24 protein-coding genes and 2 pseudogenes are annotated in these 26748 nt (G+C 59.4%); 14 read left to right on the top strand and 12 right to left on the bottom strand.

Annotated elements, in window-relative coordinates:
* Window positions 1-158: 158 nt before the first annotated feature.
* The 4 genes from A3AY_RS36525 to A3AY_RS0130030 all read right to left on the bottom strand — a co-directional run bounded on the left by A3AY_RS36525 (window position 159) and on the right by A3AY_RS0130030 (window position 5872).
* Entirely contained in the window at window positions 159-374 is a 216-nt protein-coding gene (locus A3AY_RS36525; RefSeq protein WP_018329380.1) for a hypothetical protein, read from the bottom strand.
* A gap of 171 nt (window positions 375-545) precedes the next feature.
* Window positions 546-1361: an oxidoreductase gene (locus A3AY_RS0130040; protein ID WP_026203979.1), complete on the bottom strand. Its 816-nt coding sequence runs from the start codon at window positions 1359-1361 to the stop codon at window positions 546-548.
* A 285-nt stretch (window positions 1362-1646) separates the two neighbouring features.
* Window positions 1647-4760 (bottom strand): efflux RND transporter permease subunit, encoded by a 3114-nt coding sequence (locus A3AY_RS0130035; protein ID WP_018329378.1) that lies wholly within the window; start codon window positions 4758-4760, stop codon window positions 1647-1649.
* Window positions 4760-5872 (bottom strand): efflux RND transporter periplasmic adaptor subunit, encoded by a 1113-nt coding sequence (locus A3AY_RS0130030; protein WP_018329377.1) that lies wholly within the window; start codon window positions 5870-5872, stop codon window positions 4760-4762. The genes A3AY_RS0130035 and A3AY_RS0130030 overlap by 1 nt, the downstream gene beginning before the upstream one ends.
* A 97-nt stretch (window positions 5873-5969) precedes the next feature.
* Between A3AY_RS0130030 and A3AY_RS0130025 the strand changes: the two genes are divergently transcribed.
* The 3 genes from A3AY_RS0130025 (at window position 5970) to A3AY_RS0130010 (ending at window position 10021) form a co-directional block, all read left to right on the top strand.
* Entirely contained in the window at window positions 5970-6557 is a 588-nt protein-coding gene (locus A3AY_RS0130025; protein WP_018329376.1) for a TetR/AcrR family transcriptional regulator, read from the top strand.
* A gap of 180 nt (window positions 6558-6737) precedes the next feature.
* Window positions 6738-8027: a beta-ketoacyl-ACP synthase II gene (gene fabF / locus A3AY_RS0130020; RefSeq protein WP_026203978.1), complete on the top strand. Its 1290-nt coding sequence runs from the start codon at window positions 6738-6740 to the stop codon at window positions 8025-8027.
* Between the two features lie 584 nt (window positions 8028-8611).
* A complete protein-coding gene (locus tag A3AY_RS0130010) occupies window positions 8612-10021 on the top strand; it encodes an MATE family efflux transporter (protein WP_026203977.1) in 1410 nt (469 codons plus the stop codon).
* Window positions 10022-10104: 83 nt separating this feature from the next.
* Here the strand turns inward: A3AY_RS0130010 and A3AY_RS0130005 are convergent, their stop codons facing one another.
* Complete coding sequence (locus A3AY_RS0130005; protein WP_018329372.1) at window positions 10105-11097, bottom strand: LacI family DNA-binding transcriptional regulator; 993 nt, start codon at window positions 11095-11097, stop codon at window positions 10105-10107.
* A 213-nt stretch (window positions 11098-11310) separates the two neighbouring features.
* On the opposite strand from A3AY_RS0130005, the gene A3AY_RS0130000 reads away from it, so the two are divergent.
* The 6 genes from A3AY_RS0130000 (at window position 11311) to A3AY_RS0129975 (ending at window position 16527) form a co-directional block, all read left to right on the top strand.
* On the top strand, window positions 11311-12258 hold the full coding sequence (locus A3AY_RS0130000; RefSeq protein WP_018329371.1) for a sugar ABC transporter substrate-binding protein: 948 nt from the start codon (window positions 11311-11313) through the stop codon (window positions 12256-12258).
* 132 nt (window positions 12259-12390) lie between these two features.
* A complete protein-coding gene (locus A3AY_RS0129995) occupies window positions 12391-13512 on the top strand; it encodes an ABC transporter permease (protein WP_018329370.1) in 1122 nt (373 codons plus the stop codon).
* Window positions 13513-13514: 2 nt separating this feature from the next.
* On the top strand, window positions 13515-14315 hold the full coding sequence (locus A3AY_RS0129990; protein ID WP_018329369.1) for an ATP-binding cassette domain-containing protein: 801 nt from the start codon (window positions 13515-13517) through the stop codon (window positions 14313-14315).
* 25 nt (window positions 14316-14340) lie between these two features.
* Window positions 14341-15138: a TIM barrel protein gene (locus A3AY_RS0129985; protein ID WP_018329368.1), complete on the top strand. Its 798-nt coding sequence runs from the start codon at window positions 14341-14343 to the stop codon at window positions 15136-15138.
* 29 nt (window positions 15139-15167) lie between these two features.
* A complete protein-coding gene (locus A3AY_RS0129980; protein ID WP_018329367.1) occupies window positions 15168-16190 on the top strand; it encodes a Gfo/Idh/MocA family oxidoreductase in 1023 nt (340 codons plus the stop codon).
* A gap of 34 nt (window positions 16191-16224) precedes the next feature.
* Window positions 16225-16527, top strand: a complete 303-nt coding sequence (locus tag A3AY_RS0129975) for a hypothetical protein (RefSeq protein WP_018329366.1) — start codon at window positions 16225-16227, stop codon at window positions 16525-16527.
* 22 nt (window positions 16528-16549) lie between these two features.
* On the opposite strand, the pseudogene A3AY_RS41620 reads toward A3AY_RS0129975, so the two are convergent.
* Window positions 16550-16865 (bottom strand): annotated as a pseudogene (locus tag A3AY_RS41620) (5-aminolevulinate synthase); the annotation flags it as partial.
* Between the two features lie 153 nt (window positions 16866-17018).
* Here A3AY_RS41620 and A3AY_RS0129965 point away from each other — a divergent pair.
* Window positions 17019-17573, top strand: coding sequence for a 3'-5' exonuclease (locus A3AY_RS0129965; protein WP_018329364.1), 555 nt, complete (start codon window positions 17019-17021; stop codon window positions 17571-17573).
* A 158-nt stretch (window positions 17574-17731) separates the two neighbouring features.
* Here the strand turns inward: A3AY_RS0129965 and A3AY_RS39490 are convergent, their stop codons facing one another.
* From A3AY_RS39490 to A3AY_RS0129945, 6 genes and pseudogenes are all read right to left on the bottom strand, one after another.
* Window positions 17732-18337: a hypothetical protein gene (locus tag A3AY_RS39490; RefSeq protein ID WP_154663350.1), complete on the bottom strand. Its 606-nt coding sequence runs from the start codon at window positions 18335-18337 to the stop codon at window positions 17732-17734.
* 143 nt (window positions 18338-18480) lie between these two features.
* Window positions 18481-18918, bottom strand: coding sequence for a hypothetical protein (locus tag A3AY_RS0129960; RefSeq protein WP_018329363.1), 438 nt, complete (start codon window positions 18916-18918; stop codon window positions 18481-18483).
* A gap of 726 nt (window positions 18919-19644) precedes the next feature.
* Window positions 19645-20232 carry a hypothetical protein gene (locus tag A3AY_RS38395; protein WP_040669360.1) on the bottom strand — a complete coding sequence of 196 codons (588 nt, stop codon included), beginning with the start codon at window positions 20230-20232 and terminating at the stop codon, window positions 19645-19647.
* A 282-nt stretch (window positions 20233-20514) separates the two neighbouring features.
* Window positions 20515-20979, bottom strand: coding sequence for a transposase (locus A3AY_RS0129950; RefSeq protein ID WP_026203976.1), 465 nt, complete (start codon window positions 20977-20979; stop codon window positions 20515-20517).
* A gap of 408 nt (window positions 20980-21387) precedes the next feature.
* Window positions 21388-21567, bottom strand: a pseudogene (locus A3AY_RS40910) (hypothetical protein); the annotation flags it as partial.
* 64 nt (window positions 21568-21631) lie between these two features.
* Window positions 21632-22312 carry a phosphoribosyltransferase gene (locus A3AY_RS0129945; protein WP_018329359.1) on the bottom strand — a complete coding sequence of 227 codons (681 nt, stop codon included), beginning with the start codon at window positions 22310-22312 and terminating at the stop codon, window positions 21632-21634.
* 210 nt (window positions 22313-22522) lie between these two features.
* Between A3AY_RS0129945 and A3AY_RS0129940 the strand changes: the two genes are divergently transcribed.
* The 4 genes from A3AY_RS0129940 (at window position 22523) to A3AY_RS0129925 (ending at window position 26747) form a co-directional block, all read left to right on the top strand.
* The gene (locus A3AY_RS0129940) at window positions 22523-23242 is read left to right on the top strand and encodes a FadR/GntR family transcriptional regulator (protein WP_018329358.1); all 720 of its coding nucleotides are present in this window, start codon (window positions 22523-22525) and stop codon (window positions 23240-23242) included.
* Entirely contained in the window at window positions 23239-24411 is a 1173-nt protein-coding gene (locus tag A3AY_RS0129935) for a PLP-dependent transferase (protein ID WP_018329357.1), read from the top strand. Before A3AY_RS0129940 ends, A3AY_RS0129935 begins: the two co-directional genes overlap by 4 nt.
* Before the next feature lie 42 nt (window positions 24412-24453).
* Window positions 24454-25713 (top strand): ABC transporter substrate-binding protein, encoded by a 1260-nt coding sequence (locus A3AY_RS0129930; protein WP_018329356.1) that lies wholly within the window; start codon window positions 24454-24456, stop codon window positions 25711-25713.
* Between the two features lie 95 nt (window positions 25714-25808).
* Window positions 25809-26747 carry a carbohydrate ABC transporter permease gene (locus A3AY_RS0129925; RefSeq protein WP_018329355.1) on the top strand — a complete coding sequence of 313 codons (939 nt, stop codon included), beginning with the start codon at window positions 25809-25811 and terminating at the stop codon, window positions 26745-26747.
* The last annotated feature ends 1 nt before the right edge of the window (window position 26748 follow it).

Genomic DNA, 26748 nt, shown 5'->3' with positions numbered 1-26748 from the left:
GCCGTCGCGACCGTAGACCTTGCATCCAGGAAGGCGACCGTCGAAACGACGCTGGACCCGGCCCTTATCGGCCAGGCGATCGAGGACGCCGGATATCCGGTGTCGTACGCAAGACGTTGACATGGCACACGGCCGTCCCTGTTTCCCTGAGGCGGCCGTTATCCGGGCACTTTGTAGCCGCGCAGCCTGTTGTACGTCTCGATCTGGGGCTGTGTCAGAATGTCGAGCAGCATCAGGTGTGCCGACAGGTGGACGAAACGCAGTCTAGCGCGGCTTTCCTCGATCTTCGCCAAAAGCGTCAGCAGCTCGGTCGCCGTGACGTGCCGATGGCGAAACCTTTCTTCAAGGCCTTCCTCGAGCGAGACGTACCGCATCCCTTCTGCCGCCGCCTCGCGCCGCAGATCAGGATCAGCGATCTCCGTTGTTCTTGTTTGGCATAAGCGACATTATGAAACTCGATCAATAACCGAAGAAACATGGGGCGAGCCATGTTCCTTCGACGCATGGCATCCCAACCGGCGCGCAGACCCGCGACCTCCTTGCGATCAACGCTGCTTGCCAAAGCCAAATGTTTTCCGCAGGCTGCTGTCGACTGCGGATGCCGGCATGAACCTGCGCAGCCGGCTCAACAATGTGGCCTGTCGACCAGCCGGTTGCCGCATACGGTACGGCCCGTTGACTGCCGCAAGAATTTGCTCAGCAACGACGGAAGGTGACGGAGCCGATTTTATCTGCGCTTCGACAGTCTTGATGGTTGCCGAGGCCTGAGACGCGTAAACCCCTAAGGGCAGCTCGGTTTGCTTCGCATTCACATCGAGCTTGGTATGTGTGAAGGTTGGCTCGATCAACACGACGCGGACATTGTACTCACGAATTTCATGATCGAGGGATTCGGAAAGCCCTTCGAGCGCATGTTTGCTGCTCGCATAGATTCCCATGAATGGTGCGGGCAGGAAGCCGAGCACGGAACTTATGTTGATGATGAGGCCGCTTCGAGCAGCGCGCATTGAGGGTAAGACGGCCCGGATCATTCGCAAAGGGCCGAAAAGGTTGGTATCGAACACCAATTGAGCTTCCGACGTCGATGTATTCTCCACCGGGCCAACAAGCGAGATCCCGGCGTTGTTCACGAGAACATCGATTTTCCCCGCTTCAGAAAGAACCCATTCCACAAAGCTGTAGACGGATGTCTCATCGGTGACATCGACAGTTCCGAAGCGAACACCAGGAATGGCCGGAGCTCGATTGGCGTCGCGGGCTCCGCCAAACACCTCGAATCCGTGTTGGGCGAGAAGACGCGCCGTGGCCTGACCTATTCCGGACGACGCCCCTGTTATAACGACAACTTTTCGATCTGACATACGTGTTCCTTGACTTGATGGGTTGCTTGTCTGGCGCGGGTCACACGCAGTCGGCAATAAGATTACAGATGCAATCTAACCAGATAGATGTCACTCGGAATATAAAAAATCAAGGGCTTTTTCAGGTCCGGAGAAAATTCCCATGGACCTCGAGGCTCCGGTTCATCATTCGACATTTCGAACCTGATCAAGTCCACTGCAGACGGAGCGCCAGCGGGATGGCTGGACGCCTCCGATTTTCCGGCAACCCGCTTCCCAGACGCGGAGGGGTGCGCACCAGGTGCCCTACTCTGCGGCCATGGCCGTGGCAAAATGCCGCTCATCGACAATCGTCTCCCGCTGGCTCTCTTGCTTCGGAGGCTTGATCCGGAACCACACAGCGTACAGCGCCGGAAGGAAGAGCAGGATCATCACAGTGCCCGCAGCCGTGCCGCCAATCAGCGTATAGGCCATCGATCCCCAGAACACCGAACCCGTTAGGGGTATGAAGGCCAGGACTGCTGCGAGCGCTGTCAGGATGACAGGACGTGTCCTCTGCACGGTCGCTTCGATGACGGCGTGATAGTCATCGAGACCAGCCGCCTGGTTCTCCTTGATCTGCTCCGTCAGGATCAGCGTGTTGCGCATCAGGATACCTGCCAATCCGATCAAGCCGAGAATGGCGTTGAAGCCGAACGGTTGATTGAACAGGAGCAAGGTCGGAACCACACCGGCAAGGCCAAGCGGCGCGGTCAGCATCACCATCGTCATCGTCGACAGACTGCGGACCTGCAGGATGATGACGATCAACGTGGCCGCGATCATCAGCGGGAAGACCTGAACAAGGGCGACATTGGCCTTGAGAGACTCTTCGATATTGCCGCCCATCTCGATGCGGTATCCGACAGGAAGAGACGCGATCAGCGGCTGGAGGGCTTTCATCACCTGCTGCGAAACCTCCGGAGGCTGTGTCGCCTCGTTGATATCGGACCTGATGGTAATGACCGGTGTCCGGTCGCGCCGTTTCAGGATCGGTTCCTCGAACCGAATTTCGGAATGCCCGATCTGGTCGAGTGGAACCTGGCGGCCATTGCGGCTCATCAGCGAGAAGTCGGCAAGGCGTGATGGATCGAGGCGGTTCTCGCCGGCACTTCGGGCGACGACGGGGACATTGCGGATATTGTCGCGCACCTGCGTGACAGGGATGCCGCTTAGCAGCAACTGCATCTGCTGGGCTGCCTCCGAAGGCGAAAAACCGATCAGATTAAGCCGCTCCTGATCCGGGACAAAGCGCAGGACAGGCGTTCGGTTGCCCCAATCGCGATTGGCCTGGCGGACATCGGGCACGGTTTTCATAATTGCCAGAGCCTGCTCGGAAATCTTGTAGAGTTCCTCCTGATCCGGTCCCATGATCCGAAACTCGACCGGGAACGGCGTATATGGCCCGAACACAAGCTGCGTTACGCGTACGGAAGCCTCTGGCACAAGACCGTCAGAGATTGCGGCGCGAAGGCGATGCTTCAGTTCTTCTCGTGCATGGGCGTCAGGCGTCAGCACGACAACCTTGGCGAAAGCGGGATTCGGCAATTCCGGCGCCATTGCGAAGAAGAAGCGGGGCGCGCCCTGCCCTACATAGCTGGTGACGATTTTGGTTTCAGGCTGAGTTTGCAGCCAGTCTTCGACTTTCTCCACCGCGGCTGTCGTGGATTCGATGCTCGTACCCTCAGGCATGCGAACTTCGACCAGAACCTCGGGCCGGTCCGATGTCGGGAAGAACTGCTGTTTTACGCCTCCCATCCCGACAACCGAGACAGCCATCGTGATGCCAACCACGGCGCAGGTCATGAATTTATGGCGAACCGCAAATTCGATGAGCGAGCGCAGGCGGCGGTAGTTCGGCGTATCATAGATGGCGTGGTGTCCGCCCTCGACCGGTTTGATATCAGGCAACATCTTCACGCCCATATAAGGCGTAAAGATCACGGCGACAAACCAGGAGACGATCAGGGCAAATCCCACGACCCAGAAGATGTTGCCGGCATATTCACCTGCGGTCGACTTGGCGAAGCCCACGGGCATCAGTCCGATAATGGTGACGAGTGTGCCGGACAACATCGGCGCGGCCGTGTGGCTCCAGGCATAGGCGGCCGCCTTTATGCGGTCCATGCCCTCCTCCATTTTCACCACCATGACCTCGATGGCGATGATGGCGTCGTCCACCAGAAGCCCAAGCGCAAGGATGAGTGCGCCGAGCGTGATGCGGTCGAAGAACCGTCCGGTTTCCAGCATGATGAGGAAGACGACGGCCAGCGTCAGCGGCACGGCGAGCGCGACGACAATGCCGACGCGCCAGCCGAGGGCGACAAGGCTCACGAACAGCACGACGCCAAGCGCCATGGCGAACTTCAGCATGAATTCACCGACCGCCTCGTCGATATTGACCGCCTGATCGCTGACTTTGGTGAGCGACATACCCAGCGGCAATGTCTGCGCGATCGCGGCAGATCGTGCTTCAAGTGCCTTGCCGAGCTCAAGGCCATTCCAACCCGATTGCATAACCGCGCCCAGCATGATCGTCGGCTCGCCCTCATGGCGGATGATGTATGTCGCGGGATCTTCGTAGCCGCGCCGCACATCCGCCAGATCGGAAAGCTTCAGCGTCCGTCCGTCGGCCACGATCGGCGTGTCGGCAATGGCCTGCACACTGTTATAGGCTCCGTCGAAACGGATGAAGACCTGCGGTCCGCGCGTATCGATCGAGCCCGCGGGCGTCACCGTGTTCTGTCTTTGCAAGGCTGCGGCGATATCCTGCGCGGATATTCCAAGCGTTGCCAGCTTGGCGTAGGAGAATTCGACGAAGATCTGTTCGGGACGTTCCCCCAGGATGTTGATTTTCTTGACGCCCGGAACATGCAGGAGATCCTGACGGATGACCTCCGCCTGCCGAACGAGGTCCCGCATCGGCATTCCCTTCGCCTTCAAAGCGTAAAGGCCGAAGCTCACATCCGAGTATTCATCATTGACGAACGGACCCATGACGCCCGGAGGAAGATTTCGGGCTTCGTCGCCGAGCTTCTTGCGCGCCTGGTAGAACTCCTCTTCAACGGCGGACGCCGGCGTATTGTCCTTGAGTGTAACCGTGAGGAACGCGTAGCCAGGCCGCGTCGTCGTCTCGACCCGGTCGTACCAGGTGAGTTCCTGGATGCGCTTCTCGAGTGGCTCGGCGACAAGATCCTGCATTTCACGCGCGGTGGCGCCCGGCCAGACTGACGTGACCGTCATGGTCTTGATTGTGAAGGAGGGATCCTCGGCACGGCCCAACTTGACGAAGGCATAGACCCCGGCGGCCGCCAACAGAACGATGAAGAACAGTGTGACGGCGCGTTCGCGAACCGCGATGGCGGAAAGGTTGAAGTGCATTATTTTGTCACCTCTTGCTGCGAGGCAATCCTGACGGTCGCGCCATTTTCAAGCAGATGCGCACCCAGAGCGACAACCTGTTGACCGACCCCGACGCCGGTGACAAACGCCGTCTCGTCGCCGATCCGTTTGACTTCGACAGGCGTGAAATTCACGGTGGACGTGGCCCCGTTGATAGTCCACACCCCTGTGCGGCTGCCGTCGTCCAGGATGGCGCCGACTGGAACAGCGACCTCTGACTGCCTGTTCGCGTCCGATATTTTGATCGTCACCGTTGCGCCGAGCGGGGCAGAGGCAGCCGCGCCTTCGAGAACATAACGCGCCTCGTAGGTCCGCGTTTGCGGGTCGGCAGAATCGGAAATCTGTCGCAGCCTAGCCTTTCCGCTTAGACCATCACCTCCATAAACACTGGCTTGCGCTTCGGATCCAATGTCCGGCCGCAGGGTCTCCGGTAGCCAGACAACAGCTTCACGCGGCCCCGCCTGCGCCAGTTGGACCACCGTTTGTCCCGCGGTCACCACCTGTCCGGGGTCTCCGAGCGTGTCGACAACCGTTCCATCCGAATCGGCGAGAAGGACGGAATAGGTTGCGGCGTTTTCCGCCACCTTGGCGTCTGCTTCAGCCGCGGCAAGCTGTGCCGCGGCCGTGTCCAGTGCCGCCTTTGCCTGTTCGTAACGCTGTTGAGTGGCAGCCGATCCATTTTTCACCAGCGTCGCATATCGTTTCTCGTCTGCCTGTGCCTGGGTCAGGACAGCACGCGCTGCGGTCACGGTATTGCGCTTCGCCGTCAGCGCGAGTTGGAGGTCGGTTTCGTCGATCCGCATCAGGGCCTGGCCTTTTCTCACCTGCTGGCCCGCATCGACCATCCGCTCGACGATCTTGCCCGGAACCCGAAAGCCGAGATTGCTCTGTACCCTCGACGCGACCGTGCCGGTAAACGAGCGCTCCCCCGTTTCCGTCCTCGCCGCTTCTGCCACCCTTACCATTGGAGGAGCAGTCCTTGGGTCTGCGGCCACGGCTTCCGACTTTTGGGTTTCGAAAACCAGGAAAAAGGCGCCGGCCCCAGCCACTGCCACGAGACCCGCGAAAGTCAGAACATGTTTGCGTTTCATTTAAGTTCTCTTCTTGACCAGCGACCTGGATGATTTAGATTGCGATCTAACTCTATTTGCGTTATAGATGTCAAGTGAAATCTAACTGGAGATCGTCATGAGAGTGAGCCGGGCACAGGCTGAGGAGAACCGTGAAACGGTCATCAACGTCGCAAGCCGTCTGTTTCGAGAGCATGGCTTTGACGGAATTGGTCTGAAAGATCTGATGAAGGGAGCTGGCCTTACGCAAGGCGGCTTCTATAAGCAATTCGCGTCCAAGGACGATCTTGCAGCCCAGGCCTCCAGGCGCGCGCTGGAAAGTGCTACACGCAGATGGTCGACGGCGGCGGCGACAAATTCCGATCCACTTGAAGCCATCATGGAGTTCTATCTCTCACCCGGACACCTTGGAGAAAAGGCTGACGGTTGCCCTTTGGTGGCGCTCGGATCGGATGCCGCTCGGCAGAGCGAAGAGGTCAGGCGTCCATTTGAGGATGGGATTCGCGCTCACTTCGAGGTGCTGGACGAGCTGATGAACGATGCCAACAGATCCAATCCCAGCGGCAAGGCGATGGCGATACTGTCCCTGATGGTGGGCGCCGTCACTTTGTCGCGGATTATGCAGGATGAGAATTTGTCGCAAGACATCCTCGATGCTGCGGCTGGCGAAGTCAGGCGCATTGCGCGCGGTGGCGATGTCGCCTGAAGGCTATGGCAGCGTCCGATGCGCGGATAAGGGCCGAAGTTTAGCTACCGCCCCCGTTGGGTGAGAGCGTCCTTAAGGTCCCTGCGTAAACTGCATGTTTGGATCAACAGGCCTCGACTGCATCGTCGGCCGGGAGGCTGAAGGCATACTATTTTTACAGTGAAGACAGGTGGAAAACAGATGCGTCGTATCGTTGTCACAGGAATGGGAGCTGTCAGCCCCCTTGGAGCCAATGCCGGCATCTCATGGTCGCGTCTCCTTGCGGGTCGAAGCGGTGTTCGGCGACTGGCAGACGACGTCATTGGAGACCTCCCGTCGAAAATTGGGGGCGTGGTTCCCTCATCAGCAGAAGACCCCGAAGGCGGCTTCGATCCGGATACGGTCCTGGCGCCGAAGGATCAACGCAAGGTCGACCGGTTCATCATCTTCGCACTGGCGGCCGCTGAAGAGGCGCTCGCGCAGGCGAAGTGGAAGCCGGTTTCGAATGATCATCGATTGCGAACCGCGACGATCATCGCCTCGGGTATCGGCGGCTTTCCTGCAATCACGGAGGCGGTTCGCACCGTCGATCAACGCGGCGTCCGTCGTCTCTCGCCCTTCACCATACCGTCGTTTCTTGTCAATCTCGCAGCGGGACACGTCTCGATCCGCCACGGCTTCAAGGGCCCCCTCGGTGCTCCGGTAACCGCATGCGCTGCCGGCGTTCAGGCGATCGGCGATGCAGCCAGGTTGATCAGGGCAAACGAAGCAGACATTGCCGTGTGCGGCGGAACCGAAGCCTGCATGAATATCGTCAGCCTTGGCGGCTTTGCAGCGGCCCGATCACTTTCGACCGGGTTCAACGAAACGCCGGGCGAGGCATCGCGCCCATTCGATGCGAAGCGTGACGGCTTCGTCATGGGAGAAGGAGCCGGAATCCTGGTGATTGAATCCCTCAGCCATGCGCTTGCCCGCGGCGCCACGCCGCTTGCCGAACTCGTCGGATACGGCACGACAGCCGACGCCCATCACATCACCTCCGGTCCCGAAGACGGAAATGGGGCGCGCCGAGCCATGGAGATCGCCATCGCACAGGCTGGGATAGCACCGCGTGAGATCGGCCACCTGAACGCGCACGCCACCTCGACACCGGTCGGAGACCTCGGTGAAATCAGGGCCATCAAGAGCGTGTTCGGTGCCGACAATACCGTCGCCGTAAGCGGGACGAAATCAGCAACGGGCCATCTGCTCGGCGCGGCCGGAGGTCTGGAGGCGATCTTCACGATTTTGGCGCTCAGCAACCGGATCGCACCACCGACCTTGAACCTGAATGCTCCGGATCCAGAAGCCGACGGTATCGATTTTGTTACGAACGAAGCCCGACGCCTGGAAACCGAGTACGCCATATCGAACGGCTTCGGCTTTGGCGGCGTCAATGCCAGCGCCGTCTTCCGCCGCTGGCCAGAAGGGGGCACTGCCGGCTCATCTTAGCAATTGACGATGCCGGCAGCGAGCGGATCAAAGACATGCTGCCGTCAGCCCACTGAGTGCATGACAAGTGACCAGATTCTTGACGTTGGCAGCAATCCTGGACGGGTCGAGGGCGAGAACCTGGGGGAGATCGACTGCTCGTGGCGAGCCGGCCTCAGCTATTGCCGCAAGCAGCAAGCTCTGCTCCGCAGTCAGTCCTGTCGCGCGCAACGCCGTATCGACCCGGCGCGAAATCACGCGGGAGGTCCGCTGGAGGACAAAGCACAGGTCGTCATCGGCAAGCGACCCATCGATTATTTCGTCTTCGCTCGATCCTCGATCGGAAGATACGGGTCTTGACATCTTTACTCGGCCCCAAATGGCAGGCGTCGAAACCATCGATTTTTTAGATTGCGTATAACTTCTATATGTGATTTAGATTTCAAACGAAATCTATTGTCAAGGTGCATGAGCGCCACTCCCCTCACAGCGCTTCAACGCCCTTGAGGAGCAACTCATCTGCGAGAGCGGAGAGAGCAATCGTCAAGCCGGGCGCGGTCGGCGATGAAGACTGCCTTGACGTGTTGCACAATGAAGGACCAGCCATGAGAGACGTGTCCCCCTCGAAGGATGCACCCGCCTTCCCTCAGCGGGCACCGCTCGGGGTGCTGGATGGTCCGATCGCATCGACGCTACTCCGGTTGGCACTACCCACGGTCCTCGTCCTGGTGGTGCAGACGATTGTCGGGGTCGCAGAAACCTACTTCATCAGTTTTCTCGGCACGGAGGCGCTTGCAGGCGTTACCCTCGTCTTTCCGGTGCTCATGCTGATGCAGATGATGTCGAACGGCGGCATTGGCGGCGGCGTATCCTCGGCCGTCGCACGGGCCCTGGGAGCCAATCGCCACGCCGATGCCGACGCACTTGTCTGGCATTCGGTCGTCCTCGCCATTGCTTTTGGAGCTGTCTTTGCGGTCGCCGCCATCCTGTGCGGACCCGTCCTTTACAAGTCGATGGGCGGGACGGGAGCGGCACTCTCGGCAGCTCTCACTTATTCAGGGATCGTGTTCGCAGGCTCCATCCCCATCTGGATCACAGCCTTGCTGTCGGCAGCCCTTCGCGGCGCCGGCAACGTAAATGTACCCGCGCTGGTGATCATCCTGGGCGCCGTTCTACTGCTTGCGCTGTCCCCGCCTCTGATTTTCGGCTGGGGTCCGTTCCCACAGCTCGGCGTTGCCGGAGGCGGCGCTGCCGTCTTCGTCTATTACGTTCTTGCGGCGCTCGTGCTGGCATTTTACCTGCGGTCATCACGCAGCCCCCTGAAACTCAGAATTGTTCCGCTGCAGGGTCGCCTGTTCAGGGACATACTGGGCGTCGGTCTCCCCTCCGCGGTCGGTGCGGTTCAGGTCAATCTCACGGTCACCTTCGTCACCGCCGCCGTCGGCCACTTCGGCGCCGACGCCATCGCCGGCTTTGGCATCGCCTCGCGTCTCGATTACCTGCAAATTCCGATCATCTTCGGGCTCGGAACAGCCATCGTCACAATGGTCGGCATTAATATGGGGGCAAACCAGGTCGAGCGCGCGCGCCGGGTCGCGTGGATTGGCGCAGGCATTGCGTTTGGAATCACACAGATCATCGGCCTCCTCGCTGCTCTGTTCCCGAATATATGGATGGGCCTGTTTAGCGACGACCCGAATGTGCAGGAAATGGGCTCCCTTTACTTGCGAACCGCGGCACCGGCATACGGCGCCATTGGACTGGGCCTGGCACTCTATTTCGCGAGCCAGGGGGCAAAGCGCGTGCTTCTTCCCGTACTGGCCGGAACGGTGAGGATGATTGTCGCGGCCTTCCTGGGCTGGTCGGCGGTGATCTGGTTCGGAGCGAGCGTGAATGTCCTGTTCCAGATCGTCGCACTGGCGGCGGTTGCCTACGGCATTCTCACAGCCATAGCCGTTCTGCCGCGTCGCATGTTCTTCCAGGAACGAGAACCTGCTGTTCACGCCACTCGATGAATGGACGGAGGATTTTATCCGGCGACGGCGCACCGTGGTGGATTGTGCCGAGGCCGTTTTGGCCTGTCCCGCGGCCCCATCAATCAGGCTGACTCTCTTACGACAAGCTTGCCTTGGAAGTTGACGGTCTCCCTCGGTGCTCTTTCCAAGATCATGTCTATTGCCGCTTTGACCATCTGGTCGGTTGGCTGCTCATAGGTTGTCAGGCCGTATGCAGGTGACGCCGCCGGCGCCGCGTTGTCGAAGCCCACAATGGCGAGATCCTTGGGGACACGTAATCCGAACTCGCTTCGGGCAACATCCATCGCTCCGAACGCCAGGGCATCGTTTTCGCACATGAGGACATCGATCCGGTCTTCCGGCGCAACTTTGGACAGATAGTCCCGGGCGGCCTGTGCGCCGGCTTCTGCGCTGTAGCGCTCGGCAGACATCTCTACGAGTTCGACACCGAGCGCGGTTTGCCAGAACGCCTTGAAGGCCCTCCGCCTGCCAAGCGCCGTAGACAATGTGCGCGCCCCGGCCATAAATCCCGGCCTCCGGTATCCCTTTTCCAACAGGTGCTTGCCGATCTCGGCAATCGCCACGACCGCATCGCAGGAAATCGCGGGAACACCTTCGATCTGGCTGTCTCGAGCGAGAACGAACATTGGAGGTCCGCCGCGTCCCAGCTTATGATCTGTCAACATCTCGTCGCGAAACGCTGTACCAAAGAGCACGATCGCATCCACCTGCCGCTGGTCGGCATTCAAGATGGCATGCACGTGGCTGTAGTGCTGATTGATATTAATCAGCATGGTCACCAGCCCCTCCGCCTGCAGGGCAGCGGTTAGCTTTTCAAGAAACGGCAGCTTGTGCGGATTTGCAAAGTCGTCGACGAGCACCGCGACCTGATGGGTAGCACTGGTTGCAAGGCTCCTGGCCAGCAGGTTCGGCCGATAATTGAGTCGTTCCGCCGCCTCCAGCACTTTGGCTCTGCTTGCTTCCGTGATCGATGCACCCGGGGTAAAGGCGCGGATGACCGTCCACTTGGAAACGCCGGCCTCTGTCGCCACGTTCTGCGCCGTCGCTCGCTTCATAGTCGAACCTCTCCGTTTCGAAACGTTTATTCCATTTCTGCCGAACCGCGAAATGAATGGTTGATTTCTTCTAGCAAGAATTCTATAGCTATGCACGTTTGCTACCGGTAGCAAAATCTATGCACCCGGTAGCATATTGGAGACGCGCCGTCTGAGGCGTTTTTGTGGTTCTCGCGCTGGGAGGTGCGAGACACCCATTTGGGAGGAGTATTTATGAAATCGATTCTTCGTAAAGTCGTGCTGGGCGTTGCCTTGGTTGGAGCGCTTGGCGCTCTATCTGGCGTTGCCACCGCACAGGATATCAACATCATCGCCGTAACGCACGGCCAGGCCAACGACCCCTTCTGGTCCGTTGTCAAGAACGGGGTGAGCGCCGGGGCCAAGGATGCCGGCGTCAGCATCGATTATCGTGCACCGGAAACCTTCGACATGGTCGCCATGAGCCAGTTGATCGACGCAGCCGTCAACCAGAAGCCGGCCGGGCTGATCGTCTCGATCCCGGATTCGTCCGCATTGGGCCCGTCGATCGAAAAGGCCGTCGCCGCCGGCATTCCGGTCATTTCCATCAATTCCGGCTCCGATGTCTCGAAGTCGCTCGGAGCACTTCTCCATGTCGGCCAGGACGAATACAGCGCCGGCAAGGCAGCCGGGGAAAAGCTCAAGGAAATGGGCGGCAAGGTTGCCATCTGCGTTAACCAGGAAGTCGGTAACGTTTCCCTCGATCAGCGTTGCAAGGGCTTCTCCGATGGTTTTGCAGGTACCGTTACGGTTCTGCCCGTCTCCAACGATCCGGCCGACGTACAAGCCAAGGTTAAGGCGGCTCTGAGCTCCAATGCCGAAACCGACACAGTTATGGCGCTTGGCGCAAGCACGGCCGGTGAACCGTCGCTGGCAGCCGTTGCCGATGCCGGCATGACCGGCAAGATCAATGTTGCCACCTTCGACCTTTCGGCGGACTTCTTGAAGGCCGTCGCATCCGGAGAAGCCGCTTTCGCCATCGATCAGCAGCAGTTCCTTCAGGGCTATCTGCCGGTCGTCTTCCTCGCAAACCATGCGAAATATGGCCTGATCCCCGGCGGCAACGTGCCTTCCGGTCCGAACCTCATCACCAAGGAAAAGGCAGCCCAGGTCGTCGAACTGTCGGCAAAGGGCATCCGCTAATCCACAACTGCCGAAAGGCGTGACTGTCGAACACCGCTCTCGCATTCGAGGAGGGTGTTCGACAGACGGTGCGCGTCGCGAGGGATGCCCTCGGCGCTTCGGCGAATTGCATTCATTGGGAGGTAGGTATCAATGGCTCCGATCGAGCAAAAAATAGGAGATGCGTCGAACTCCGATGAGCGCATCAAACAGGTGGGCTTTCTCACACATATGATGCGTCGTCCCGAGCTCGGCGCGGTTGCTGGCCTCATCCTGGTGGTGGCGTTCTTCTTTCTGACCGCGGACCGTTCGATGTTTTCGCTTTCAGGTCTGATGACGATCCTGGCTCCAGCCTCACAGTTGGGAATTCTCGCCATCGCGGCAGCTCTGCTGATGATTGGTGGCGAATTCGATCTTTCTATCGGCTCGATGGTCGCCTTCGCGGGCCTGATCTTCGGTGCGGCCCTGACCAATTTCGGTCAACCGCTCTGGATTGCCATTCTCATCACGATGCTGCTTGCGGCCGCCATGGGGGCGGTGAACGGACAGATCGTGATCAGGACACGGCTGCCGTCCTTCATCGTCACGCTCGCCTTCCTCTTCATTCTGCGAGGTCTAACCCTTGTTGGCCTGAAATGGGCGACAGGTGGCTCAACGCAGCTTCGAGGTATAGGAGAGGTCGTCAGCGACGGTCCCTTGAAGGGTTTGTTCTCAGGCGTCGCCTTCCAGGATCTTTTCAGCTGGCTTGCGGCAAATGGCCTGATCGAGAAGTTCGACAACGGCGTTCCGAAAGTCACGGGCGTTCCGGTGTCCGTGGTCTGGTTCATCGCCATTGCCGGGCTTGCCACCTGGGTTCTTCTGAGGACCCGGATCGGAAACTGGGTTTTTGCCGCCGGCGGCGATCCCAATGCGGCAAGAAACTCCGGCGGTCCGGTCGACCGTGTGAAGACGGGGCTCTTCGCTCTGACGGCCTGCGCCGCGGCGCTTGTGGCCATCATCACGGTACTCGATGCCGGTTCGACAGACGCGCGTCGTGGCTTTCAGAAGGAATTCGAGGCGATCATCGCTGCCGTGATTGGCGGATGCCTACTGACCGGCGGTTATGGTTCGGCGATCGGCGCCTTCTTCGGCGCCATCATCTTCGGTCTCGTCTCGATCGGCCTGACCTACACGAAGTTCGACTCGGACTGGTTCCAGGTCTTCCTCGGCTCCATGCTGCTGCTGGCCGTTCTCTTCAACAATTTCATTCGCCGCAAAGTGACAGGGGAGCGCTGATCATGACTGATAGAAAATCAGAAACCGCTCCGCCGGTCATTGAAGTCAAGAATATCATCAAGCATTACGGCTCCGTCATTGCGCTTTCGGGTGTTTCGATGAAGGTATCGCAGGGCGAGGTGCTCTGCCTGCTTGGCGATAACGGGGCTGGAAAATCCACGCTGATCAAGACGCTGTCGGGTGTGGTCCGCCCCTCGGGCGGAGATTTCCTGGTCGAGGGAAAGCCGGTCGCGTTCAACAGCCCGCGCGATGCACTCGATGCCGGCATCGCGACCGTCTATCAGGACCTGGCGATGATCCCGCTGATGTCGATCACGCGAAACTTCTTCATGGGACGCGAACCCGTAAAGGGCATTCCGCCATTTCGTCGTGTCGATTTCAAATATTGCAGCGAGGTGACCCGCGAGGAGATGCACAAGATTGGCATCGATATCCGCGACCCGAACCAGGCGGTCGGCACGCTTTCCGGCGGCGAGCGGCAATGTGTGGCGATCGCGCGGGCGGTCTACTTCGGAGCAAAGGTCCTCATCCTCGACGAGCCGACATCCGCATTGGGGGTCGCCCAGACATCCATGGTGCTGAAGTACATCCACCAGGTCCAACAAAAGGGACTCGGCGTCATTTTCATCACCCACAATGTCCGTCACGCCTTTGCTGTCGGCAACCGCTTCACGGTTCTCAATCGTGGAAAGACGCTCGGCACATTCGACAAAAGCGAGATCTCTCTGGAGGAACTGCAGAACCTCATGGCCGGCGGCAAGGAACTGCAGGTGATTTCCCACGAGCTCGGCGGGACGATCTGAGCAGTACAAGCATTGGAAAACAGAAATGACCACGATCTTAAAAACCTCGCCTTTCACGCTCGCAGTCTGCGCGGAAATGGTATTTCGCGCCCTGCCCGTCCTCGATCGGCTAAAACGGATCACAGAACTCGGGTTCCAGGCGGAAATCTGGGACTGGACGAAACACGATATCAAGGCGATCGCAAAGTCCGGTGCCAGGTTCTCGTCTATGACCGGATACGTGACCGGCACCTTGGCCGATGAGGAGGGCGCGGATGAACTTCTGCGCACGGCGCGCCTGACGATCCCTGTCGCCAGGGAACTGAATTGCCCGCGCCTCAACCTGCACGGCACGGGACTCGACGGACAGGGCCTGCCGGTCGTGAAATCGGAGATCGTCACCGGCGCCATGTGGCTGAAAGCCGTCGATACGCTAAAACGCATCGCAGATCTTGGGGAAGAGGAAGGCGTTACCTTCGTCCTCGAAAACCTGAACGCGGCTGTTGACCATCCAAAGACACCGTTTGCCAAGGCCGCCGACACGATCGCATTGGTTGCGGCCGTCAACCGGCCGTCGCTGAAGCTCAACCTCGATCTCTACCACGCGCAGATCGGTGAAGGGAACCTGATCGAGCTATGCCGCACAGCCCTTCCGCATATCGGGGAGATCCAGGTCGCCGACGTTCCCGGCCGCAATGAGCCGGGCACAGGTGAAATCAACTATCCGGCCATCGCACTCGCACTGAACGAGATGGGCTACCGCGGGACGATCGGCATGGAAGCCTGGCCCTCGGGCGATGACGAACTGGCGCTTTCCCGCTTCCGCGACGCGTTTTCCCTTTGATCCGACAGCAGCATTTTCAGGAGCTTTCCATGCCAGCCCACCGTCCCGTCAATCTCGCTCTCATCGGTGCCGGCCGCATCGGTTCGTTCCATGCCGAAAGCGTCGCCCGGCGTCTGGTCGATGCCGATCTGGTCGCCGTCGCCGATCCGGCGCCGGGCGCTGCCGGAAGGCTGGCCGCATCGCTCGATGCGCCCAAGGCCTATACCAGCGTGTCGGAGCTTCTCGCCAATCCCGAGGTCGATGGCGTGATCATCGCCACACCGGCGCGCTTCCACACCAGCGTCGTCGTGGAGGCAGCAAGAGCTGGAAAAGCAGTCTTTTGTGAGAAGCCGATGGCGCTGACGCTTGAAGAAGCGGACGAGGCGATCGCTGCGACGAAATCCGCTGGGGTACCGCTCCAGGTTGGCTTTAATCGTCGCTGGGACCAGGCTTTCTACGAGGGCCGGGCGGCAATCGACGCTGGCAAAGTCGGTTCTGTCCAGCTTCTTCGCTCGTTGACGCGAGACCCGGGGCCCTACCGCGGCAATCCGGAAAAGACACCGCTTTGGACGATCTTCTACGAGACGCTGATCCACGACTTCGACACGCTGCTGTGGCTGAATCCCACCGCAAAACCGGTCGAGGTGACGGCTATTGCCGATGCGCTGGTGCGGCCGGATTTCGCGGGCAACGGCTTTCACGATACCGCTGTCGTCACCATCCGCTTCGACAACGGTTCGATCGCCGTGGCGGAGGCGAATTTCTGCGCCATGTACGGCTATGACATCCGTGGCGAGGTCTTCGGTTCCGGCGGTATGGTCATGATGGGCGATGTGCGCCGTTCCTCCATGACGCTCTACGACAAGAACGGGGTGTCGAACGACACCTGGCGACGTGACACGGATCACTTTGTCAATGGTTACACGGCCCAACTCGCCTCCTTCGTCGACGCCATAAGGACAGGCACCGTCACCGGCCCGACCGGTGAAGACGCCCGCAATGCGCTTGCAATCGCGCTGGCCTGTATCACGTCGGTTACCGAGCGCAGGGCGATTCCGCTATCAAGCCTCTAGGCCGGATCGCAACAAACACGGAGTGTGCCAAGAAATGCCGCAGCATATCCGCAATCTAGGGAGCCCGCCGACAAGTTTCGAAGAGCTGAAGCGGGCCATCGCCTGCCGCAACGTAACCTTCCCTCTTCGCGTCGAGAATGTCGCGAAGAGGGTCCTGGCCAAACCGGAACTCATAGCCTTTGGTAGCACGACCGCAATCGCGAGCGACTGCGGCGTCTCCGTCTCTACGGTCATGCGCTTCGTTGCGCATATCGGCTTCCACGACATCGCTGAGGCACGCACAATTTTCCGAAGCGAGCTATGTCGCCGCCAGAATTTTGGCAAGCCCAACCCCTAGGATCATTGGCTTAGGCTGGCTTGTCGAGCAAGAGATCGGAAATCCACTTGCGCCTGGCCGTATGGTCGACGATGACCGGCCAGATGTGGCTCGGATTGGCCGTGTCGAAGCGACCGCACCAGCGGCGAGCACGGCGGCAGCGCCGTCGTGAAGATGAAGCCGCAGGCAAACGAGCGGATGAGGAGCGCTCGATCCCGCATTATAGCCGCCCATGACCGTTACCGCGCGGGCCCTACAATGCCGACGGCATGAACCTCGCCCCGATAGGTCATCGCGCCGTATTTGTCGGCGAGATCGCAGATCTCCTTGATCGGCGAAATGTCGCCATCCATCGAGTAAGGGCGCGGGTTTGCTTATCTCCAAGTAACCTCTCTGAAAGCCACGCCAACGATCTTAAGTCGACTAGGTCGAACCGAGAATGCGGGTTCTGCCCTTCTGGCGACGAAATAGCTCACTAGATTGCGATTATCCGAACAGCGCTCTGGCCATCCATGCTCGTTTTCCTGGACTTCGAAGCCTCCTCACTCAGCAACCAGAGCTACCCCGTCGAGGTCGCTTGGGTATTCGAGGATGGGTGCTCGAGGTCTTTCCTGATCAGGCCTGCTCCTGATTGGACGGACTGGTCGTCGGAAGCCGAAGCCATTCACGGGATATCAAGGGAGCTACTTGAGAAGGAGGGCGTCGCGGTCTCCCTCATCGCCGATGAAATGGTCGAGACCCTCTCGAACCACGATCTCTATGCGAGCGCGCCGTCATGGGACGGGAAGTGGCTGAGCACCCTTTTGCGGGCGGCGGGGCGTCCTCGGCATGCGCTTCGACTTCAGAAATCAGACAAGGCATTCGTGGCAATCGCGCGGGCCGTTCTGGGGAGATCAATTTCCGAGGAAGAGATGCTGCCCCTCGTCAATGAAGTCATTGAACGAACTGAACCCGCCTCCCCGGCTCATCGTGCGCTCCCCGACGCGCTGCTCGAACTCGAACGATGGAAGCGCGTGCGTGAGGAGGCCCAAGCGCGCTCCGGTTATCAAGGCCAACCATTCCAGTGAGGACATCATGCCTGGAACGTTCCACCGTCTACATCGTTGCACGACGAGGCCGTAGCCATCGAAGAGGCTCGCAATCCAGCGAGCCGCTATGTATTCACCGCCGCCTCCTGACGTACTCATAACACCGCTCCTTGGGAGGTCAGCACGGCTGGGTTGGCTCACGATCCGTTGAAGCGCTCAAGCATCTTTGTCAGCTGAACATTCTGCAAATACAGCTTTCGCGCCAATTGGCACCTCAATTGTCTAATTTCCTCATCCAGGCGTGCCACCTCATCGAAGAACCTTTCAGGGGAGGACGAGGATTGTGCACGTTGTTCGCTATTTGCGACGGCGGTGCTCTCCGAAACTATATCGGCTCGGGTTCTCTTTGCGCTTCCTAGCCGCTTCGTCCGCGATGTTCGTGGAAGCTTTTTGCTTGTCCGGCTTTCCGGCGCCAACGCACGCGCATCACCGGCCGCTCGACTGACAGCCTGTGCCGGTGCCTGATCCTCTTCTCCATCGACTGGCACGGTGACGGCTTGAGGGCCATCGAGAGCGCCGTCGCTTTCAGTTGAAGTCGCCGCCGCCACGAAATCAGCAGTTAGGTTCTCAACGTCGTTAGGACTACTGGATGATTCCGGAATATTTGACAAAAGCGCCGACGTTTGTCGCGCATCGCTTTCGCCCGTCTCCGGATCGGCATGATCACGAGCCGTATTCTCTCGTGTTTCTGCCGGCCCTCTTCGAGACGTCAATTGGGCAAGGAATTTCCATGGAGATTTCATAGTGCTTCAACCTCGAGCAATTCGCACCACGACGTTGCCGCAGCTTAGATCCGGGCTCCCGACGTGAGCCCGGTGACTTTCTCTGCTACTGAACATGTAGTGGCTGACGTGGATCTCGCACCTGTCCCGCACCCGCCGGTCGATCAATCGAGGCCGAGCCGCTTACGCAGGTCGGCATTTTCCGTGCGGAGCTTATTTGCCAAGGCTTTACGGAGCCTTTTATTCTCTTCCTCAAGCTGAATAAGCTCAGCCATCTCATTTACAGCTGGAAAAGGCGCCTTTGCCGTTTGCTCGGTTTGCTTTGGCGTCCTCTTTCTTCCAACGTCCTTGATGGCGTCATTTTTCGCGCTCTTGTCGGTGACTTGCGCTTCTTTGGCCTTCACCTTCGCTTCCGCGGCTTGTTCGCCTCGTTTTCTGCGAGTTTTCGGAAACGTCGCGGTCGTGGCAAGTGATCCAGCTGCCTTTTCGGCAACTGCCTTCTGCCGCCGCGGTGCGCGCTGCTTTTTGGGCGCTGGCATTTTTGCCGTTGTATCCGTTTCAGCACCCTCGGTAATGAGCCCCGTATTGTTCTCGCCAGCCATCTGTTATCTCCCTCTATAGCCTAGTGTTGTTTTCGGCTGAGAAAAAGAGGGAGTCAACATCAGCGCTATAGATATCGGTCACTGCTTCCGGAGAGATGGCAGCCGCACAAACGCGTGATCATCAACATGAGGCGGATTCCTGAAGGGCGCGGTGTGGTGATGTGGCGCAACTTCGTGCTCGGAGGATGATCCTATTGGAGCCGCTCACGAGGCTTTTGACGAGACGGGCGAGCTCGCCGCTCCTTTTCCTAACCAGATCCCGGACGCCCGCGAGTTTTTTTGGCGTCGGCCAAAGGCTGACGAACGAGAGGCTATCCGGAATTCCCAGCCCGCCTTCGGCCGATCAACCAAGGAGAAATGACCTGCGCTATGATCGCAAAGCGTTAGCAGACAGCACGCCCGATCTGGCTTGCGCAGCCGGTTGTGATCGCGACTTTGCCAGACAGTGTACCACATTGGCAGGACTCACGGTGTGGCTTCCTTTTTGAAACCAACCGCTGTCTGGACGCAGTCGCGTTGAAATGTCGACGACCTCGCCGCGGCGGCTATGAAGCTTGCGGCAGCGCGCGCTTGGTGAATTTGCCGCCAAGATACGTGACGGCGCCGGGCCCTATTCAACACAGGCGGCGACTGACGCGGCGCACGGATATGGTTTCGTGATAGATATACATAAAAGGCAACTGCGACAGAACGGCGCCTCCCTGTTTCCGTTCGGCGGTCGCCATCTCAGGTAAAATCAAACCGCTCAAGCATCTTGGTGAGCTTTGCGTTCTCGGCGCAAAGCTGTTCAGCCAGAAGCTTCTTGAGCCGCCGGTTTTCAGCATCGAGAGCGGTCAGGTCGTCGAAGCAATGTGGATCCGGAGCTATCAGGGTTTGCAGGGTGCCCTCCTCGTTCATACCGATCGTAAAGTCCACGACCACGCGGACTGGAGAACGCTCAGCGTGCTTTCCAGAAGCGCCTCTTGATGCTCGTCGCCGCTGCGGCACGACTGGATGGCTTTCCTGGGCAAGCGCAACCGGCTCGGCACGCGGCAATACGGCACCACGCTGTTTCTCTGGCTCACTCGCCGCGCTGCGCGCGCCGTCGGCATTGCGTCCGTCTCCGCTATCAGAACGCAGATCAGGCGGCATGTCGCGAGCGTCGCCAAGCCTGCCCGCCGCTTCATTCGATTGGAACAGATGAGGCGCCTTATTTTCCACCTCGCGAGCTAAGGCCTTGAGGTCTGTGTCGCCCCAGATTGAGTTCGCCTGGACCTTTGACTGGCGTCGCCCCGACCTGTATTCAACAACGAAATTGCGTTGTGGCGTTTTCATACTTCCAACCTATAGCAACTGACAAAAAGCGCGCGCCGATCGGCGTCACTGCGTTTCTTGTGGACCCATATATCGCCTCGCGTCGGTCTTCAACCAGCCAGCATCAGGCGACGACTGGTCGTTCGCACAGACGACCACGTGTCAACGTGGTTATCATGAGCCATCCGCCGGAAATCTTCGCGCGCTCGATTGTGCCTCAACATGTAAAAGCAGCCCCAAAGTGTCGGGGCCGCGCCGGGCGAGCGGCCAACGGCAAGGAAGATTCCCCGCCGCGCGGCGCTTCTAATCCGTCAGCCCGAGCCGCTTGCGCAGTTCGGAATTTTCCACACGCAACTTGTCTGCCAGAAGCTTGCGAAGCCTTTGGTTCTCTTTTTCGAGCTGAACAAGATCTGCCAGTTCATCGCCGGCTGCAACGGGCCTGTCTTCCTTTGCATTAGCGGGCTTTTCGGTCCGTTTCCACTGATAGTAGGTTTGCTCCGATATGCCGGCGCCCTTGATGGCGTCCTTGAGCGTGCTTGTGCCTGCGGAGATCTGCGTCTCAATCAGTTTGAGCTTCTCAATTCTTTCTTGTTCACTATACCTCTTGGGCTTGGCGGTCGGCGCCTTTGCAGCGGATGCCTTTGATTCAGCGCTAACCGATACGACAGTGGTCTTGGGACTCCGTGGCGTCCGCTTCTCCTTTGCCGTTGGCGTTTTCACCTCGGCAACAACCGTATCAGGGGATTCCATGTTCTTTTCCTCAGCCATCAACCGCTCCCTCGCTAGCCAGCGCCTGTTTTCGGCCGAGCGAACTACGGAGTCAACAACCACCTATGCACCAAACCGAAAGCTCCGCCGAATTTTCCGAATACTGGCCGGCACGCTGAGTCTGCCAAGCGCGCCTGCTGGCGTCAGATCAGAAACTACGACAGATGGAACTACATGGGAAAAAGGGGCACTTGGAACAGTTTGGTCGGCGCTATGCTCACCAAGAACCACCTAGATGTGTGGCTTCTGCAATTACTTATACGTCGTTTTTAAAGTGATTTAAGAAATTTGAGAACTAGGCGTATCGCGGATTGGAGTCAGCTCTGGTGTGTCGCACAGAAGTTATGGAACATCCAGTACCACCAGCGAACATGCATTTCATCAATGGATCAATTCCGTGGAGCAACGTTAGCGCTTAGCATAGGCAAAGGTAGCCCCTTCCTGAACGACCACCGTCGGCAAGCATCAGCAAGCCCGACACCGCTGATCGCCTCGGCCATCCGCGCAAATCCGAGTGTGAAAACGGACAGGCCACCGAACGGGTCACCTTCGAAAGCATCGAGGCCCCAGGGCGACGACCAGGGCGTCGGCCCGCAGCGTTCCCGCAACCCTTCCAACTGCCGAAGCATTGCGCTGGAAAAGCCCAATCGGCTCATTCCTTCTGAGAGATCGGCTCAGGATCCGGCGATCCATCCTGGGGGAGGGTCGCCAGAACGGCGATGACTTCCGCATCACTCACCTGGGGAAATTCATTGAAAAAATGTCCGACGGCATAGAAGACAGGTGGCGTCTCGAGGCAGATGAGCGCATCGACATCGCTGTCCAGCTCTTCAAGGGTCTCTATCGGCGCAACCGGAACCGCCAGCACAAGCTCCTTCGGTTCCTGTCTTCGAATGGCCTTGATCGCTGCCCTGACGGTAGAACCGGTCGCGATACCGTCGTCAACGACGATGACCACGCGCGCCCCAAGCGGGATATTGCCGCGATCGCCGAGATAGCACCGCCGCCTGCGTTCGATCTCAGCCTGCTCCGACGCGCAGATCGCTGAAAATTCCTTCTCGCGGATTCCGGCGTGCCGGATCACGCTTTCGTTGCGAACGATTGTCGGTTCTGCTCCATCGACGATCGCCCCCATCGCCAGTTCTGGCTGGAAAGGTACGCCGATCTTCTGCACGAAGAGGAGATCCAGCGGGGCGTCAAGCGCGCTGGCAATTTCTGCCGCGACAATCACACCGCCACGTGGGAGCGCAACGATGACCGGGCTTTTCTCGCAGTAGTCGGCCAAGGCGGCCGCCAGCTTCCGACCTGCGTCCTTGCGGTTTGCGAACAACATCTCCCACCTGCCTGTTCGAGCACAAAAACACGCCGCACCCACGCGGGAACTGCATCGGTGCAGCTTACCTCATCCGTTGAGGAGGCGCCATTTCAGCGATGGATAAGCCCCGCTCGTCGGTACCGCGCACCATACGCTCTTGACGCGCCTTGCTTGATTTGCATTATTGCTCGGATGTCAGACCAATTTTGATTGACCTGGAATCGGATGATGAAGCACAAGGATGCAAGAGCGGCCCTTATGCCGCTGCCCCCGGTGGATCGGGCCCACCAGGTGACGGCTGCGCTTGCCGACTACATCCAGCGCTCCAATCTCGTTCCCGGCGACCGGCTTCCGGCCGAGCGGGAGCTGATGGCCGCGCTTGCCGTCGGCCGCTCGACGATTCGGGAAGCCATCCGCCATTTCCAGGCCCTTGGTGTTGTGGAGGCTCGCAAGGGCAGCGGCACTTACCTGCTGAAACCAATATCCGGCGCCACCATCCATATGCCGCTTTCGCTGGAGACCACCCACCTTCGCGACGCGCTGTTAAAGACACTAGAGGTCCGCCGTGGCATCGAAGCCGAGGCCGGCATGGTCGCCGCCCGCATGCGATCGTCACACGACCTCAAGAAAATCGAAGAAAAGCTGAATGAGATGGAGCGGGTGCATCTCTCCAAGGGCACGTCCGGCCCGGAAGACCTTGCCTTCCACCTCGCCATCTACGACGCCACCCACAATCCGCTGTTCAGGCAGCTGCTTGAACAAATGCGCGAGGCGTTCGAACGTTTCTGGGAGAAGCCCTTCGATCGGCCCGATTTCGCCCGCCGATCCTTTCCGTTTCATCGAACCCTCTTCAACGCTATTGCCGCTCAGGACCCGGAAGCGGCGCGCGGCGAAACACTGAAAATCCTCGCGATCGTCGAGGAAGACATCAAGGAAATGTCCAAATGAACAACGGCTTCGATCCGTTCGAGGATGCGTCACTCATCGTCGCCCATGACGAGAGCAACGCCTATGACGCTGTCGTGCCGCCGATCGTGCAGACCTCACTGTTCACCTTCACCGACTATGACGACATGATCGCCTCCTATCGCGGCGAGAAGATCCGGCCGATCTATACCCGCGGCCTCAATCCGACGGTGCGGATGTTCGAGGAGATGCTGGCCAAACTTGAAGGCGCACAAGACGCGATCGGCTTTGCCAGCGGCATGTCGGCCATCTCCTCCACGGTCCTTTCCTTCGTCGAGCCGGGCGACCGCATCGTCGCCGTCAGGCATCTCTATCCCGACGCCTTCCGCCTGTTCGGCACGCTATTGAAGCGCATGCGAATCGAAGTCACCTATGTCGATGGCCGCGACGAGGAGGAAGTGGCCAGGGCGCTGCCCGGCGCGAAACTTCTCTACCTGGAAAGCCCGACGAGCTGGATCATGGAAACCCATGACGTCGCGGCCCTTGCAGCCCTAGCCAGGCGCCACGGCGTCATCACCTCCATCGACAACAGCTGGGCAAGTCCGATCTTCCAGCAGCCGATCTCGCTCGGCGTCGATCTCGTCATCCATTCGGCCTCCAAATATCTCGGCGGCCACAGCGACGTTGTCGCCGGCGTCGTCGCCGGATCGAAAGAGCTGATCGGCCGCGTCCGCTCCGAAGCCTATCCCTATCTCGGCGGCAAGCTTTCCCCCTTCGATGCCTGGCTCCTGATCCGCGGCATGCGGACGCTACCGATCCGTATGAAGGCGCATGAACAGTCTGCCCTGTCCATTGCAAGGCGGCTGCAGGCTCACGAGGCGGTCGAGGCCGTCTGCTATCCTGGCCTCGCAAACCAGCTGCCGAACGGCCTTTCCGGCACGTCCGGCTTGTTTTCGTTCATCTTCAGGGACGGCGTCGATATCCGCGCATTCTCGGATCACCTGAAGCTGTTCAAGCTGGGCGTGAGCTGGGGCGGCCACGAAAGCCTTATCGTGCCGGGCAATGTCGTTCTGGCGCAAAAAGCACAACCCAATTCCGCGGTCGCCTTCGGCATCAGTCCGCGGTCGGTACGGCTCCATGTCGGCCTGGAGGGAACGGAGGCCCTCTGGAGCGATCTCGAGGCGGCGATCACTGCCGCCTCATCAGGCTGACACGACGGCAAGTAACCACCCAAACAAAAAGGGGATATGAAAATGAGGAAACTGATTGCGGCGACTTTGTTCGCCTCCCTGATGGCAGGCACCGCCTTTGCCGACACGAAGTTGAAGCTGGTGGAAGTTATCACCAGCCCGGAACGCACCGAGACGCTGAAATCGATCGTCGCCAAGTTCGAAGCCGCCAACCCCGGCACAACGGTCGAGGTCATCTCACTGCCCTGGGGCGAGGCCTTCCAGAAGTTCGCCACCATGGTTTCGGCCGGTGAAATCCCGGACGTGATGGAAATGCCCGACACCTGGCTGTCGCTCTATGCCAACAACGGCATGCTCGAAAGCCTGGAGCCCTATCTCAAGGAATGGGAGCATACGCCCGGCCTGACGGATCGCGCGCTCGAACTCGGCCGCGACGTCAAGGACACGGCCTATATGCTGCCCTACGGCTTCTATCTGCGCGCCATGTTCTACAACAAGAAGATCCTGGCCGAAGCCGGCGTCGACGGCCCGCCGAAGACATTGGACGAGTTTGTCGCCGCAGCCGAGAAGATCAAGAAGCTGCCGGGCAAGTATGCCTATTGCATGCGTGGCGGTCCGGGCGGCCTGAACGGCTGGATCATGTTCGGCGCCACCATGGCCGGCGACAATACGTTCTTCAATGAGGACGGCACATCGAAGTTCAGCGAAGAAGGCTGGGTCAAGGGCTTCACCTGGCTGACCGATCTCTACAAGAACGGCTATGCGCCGAAGGACAGCGTCAACTGGGGCTTCAACGAGATCGTCGCCGGCTTCTACACGGGGACCTGCGCCATGCTCGACCAGGACCCGGATGCGCTCATCGCCATCAGCGAGCGCATGAACCCGGCCGACTATGGCGTTACCACCATGCCGAAGGGCCCATCCGGCAAGACCTTCCCGACCATCGGCTACGCCGGTTGGTCCATGATGTCGGCGAGTGCCAACAAGGATCTCGCCTGGAAGCTGATCGCAACGCTCGAGGGGCCGGAAGGCAACATCGAGTGGAACAAGCGCATCGGCGCCCTGCCTGCCCTGAAAGCCGCCGAGAAGGACCCCTTCTATGCGAGCGAGCAGTTCAAGGGCTGGTTCGAGGAACTGGCCGACAAGGACGCGGTTCCGACCGTCATGCCGACCTACCTGGAAGAGTTTGCCTTCTTCAAGGATTCGATGGCGATCAAGACCAGCCAGGAAGCCATGCTCGGCGATATCACGCCCGAAGAGATGGCCAAGCAATGGGCTGACTACATGACCAAGGCTCAACAGAAGTTCCTCGCGAGCAAATAGGCTTCGCCGCAGGTAGCAGTACGGTGCTGCTACCTGCGGTTCATTGACTGGAACACGGCCTGCCCCGGCACGCCACGAAACGGAAATAGTTGACGATGGATTCACTCGCAGCCCGCAGTCGTGGCTCACGCAGGGATCAGCGGCCGCTGAGACAGCGCCTCGCCGATGCTTCCGCGCCCTATCTTTATAGCGCACCCGCGCTGATCCTGATCGTCACCGTGATGCTGGTGCCGCTGGTGCTCGGCATTTCCTATGCCTTTCGCGATATCCAGTTGCTCAATCCCTTTTCCGGTGGCTTCATCGGCCTCGACCATTTCAAGGCGCTGTCACAGGACGAAAATTTCTACCGGGCGCTGCGCAACACACTCTGGTGGACAGGCTGGTCCGTCCTCCTGCAGTTTGTCTTCGGCCTCATCCTCGCGCTTCTGCTCGACAAGCCCTTCCACGGCCGCGCCATCGTGCAGGCGCTGGTCTTCCTGCCCTGGGCCGTTCCGAGTTTCCTTGCCGGCCTCAACTGGTCATGGCTGTTCAACCCCGTCGTCGGTCCCCTACCCCATTGGTTTTTCGCACTCGGCCTGATGAGCGAGCCTGCCAATATCCTTTCCGACCCGCAGCTTTCGATGTGGGGGCCGATCATCGCCAACGTCTGGTGGGGAATACCGTTCTTCGCAATCACCCTGCTTGCAGCTCTCCAGGCCATCCCGCGCGATCTTTACGAGGCGGCGAGCATCGACGGCGCCGGACCGGTGCAGCGCTTCATTTCGATCACGCTGCCGTTCCTTGCCCCGACCATCGCCATCACTGTTCTCTTGCGCACCGTCTGGATCTCCAACTTCGCCGACCTGATCATCGTCATGACCAATGGCGGCCCTGCCGACCGCAGCCAGATCGTCGCCAGCTACATCTTCACCCAGGCCTTCAGGCGGCTCGATTTCGGCTATGCCTCGGCCATCGCGCTGGTGCTGCTGGTACTCCTGATCACCTATTCGATGCTGATCGTCGTGCTTCGGCAATGGCTCGTGAGCAAGGATTGAG

This window comes from Rhizobium giardinii bv. giardinii H152 (assembly GCF_000379605.1).
Taxonomy (GTDB): domain Bacteria; phylum Pseudomonadota; class Alphaproteobacteria; order Rhizobiales; family Rhizobiaceae; genus Pararhizobium; species Pararhizobium giardinii.
The sequence above is the reverse complement of the archived record's forward strand: the minus strand, read 5'-3'. Positions and strand labels throughout refer to the sequence as shown.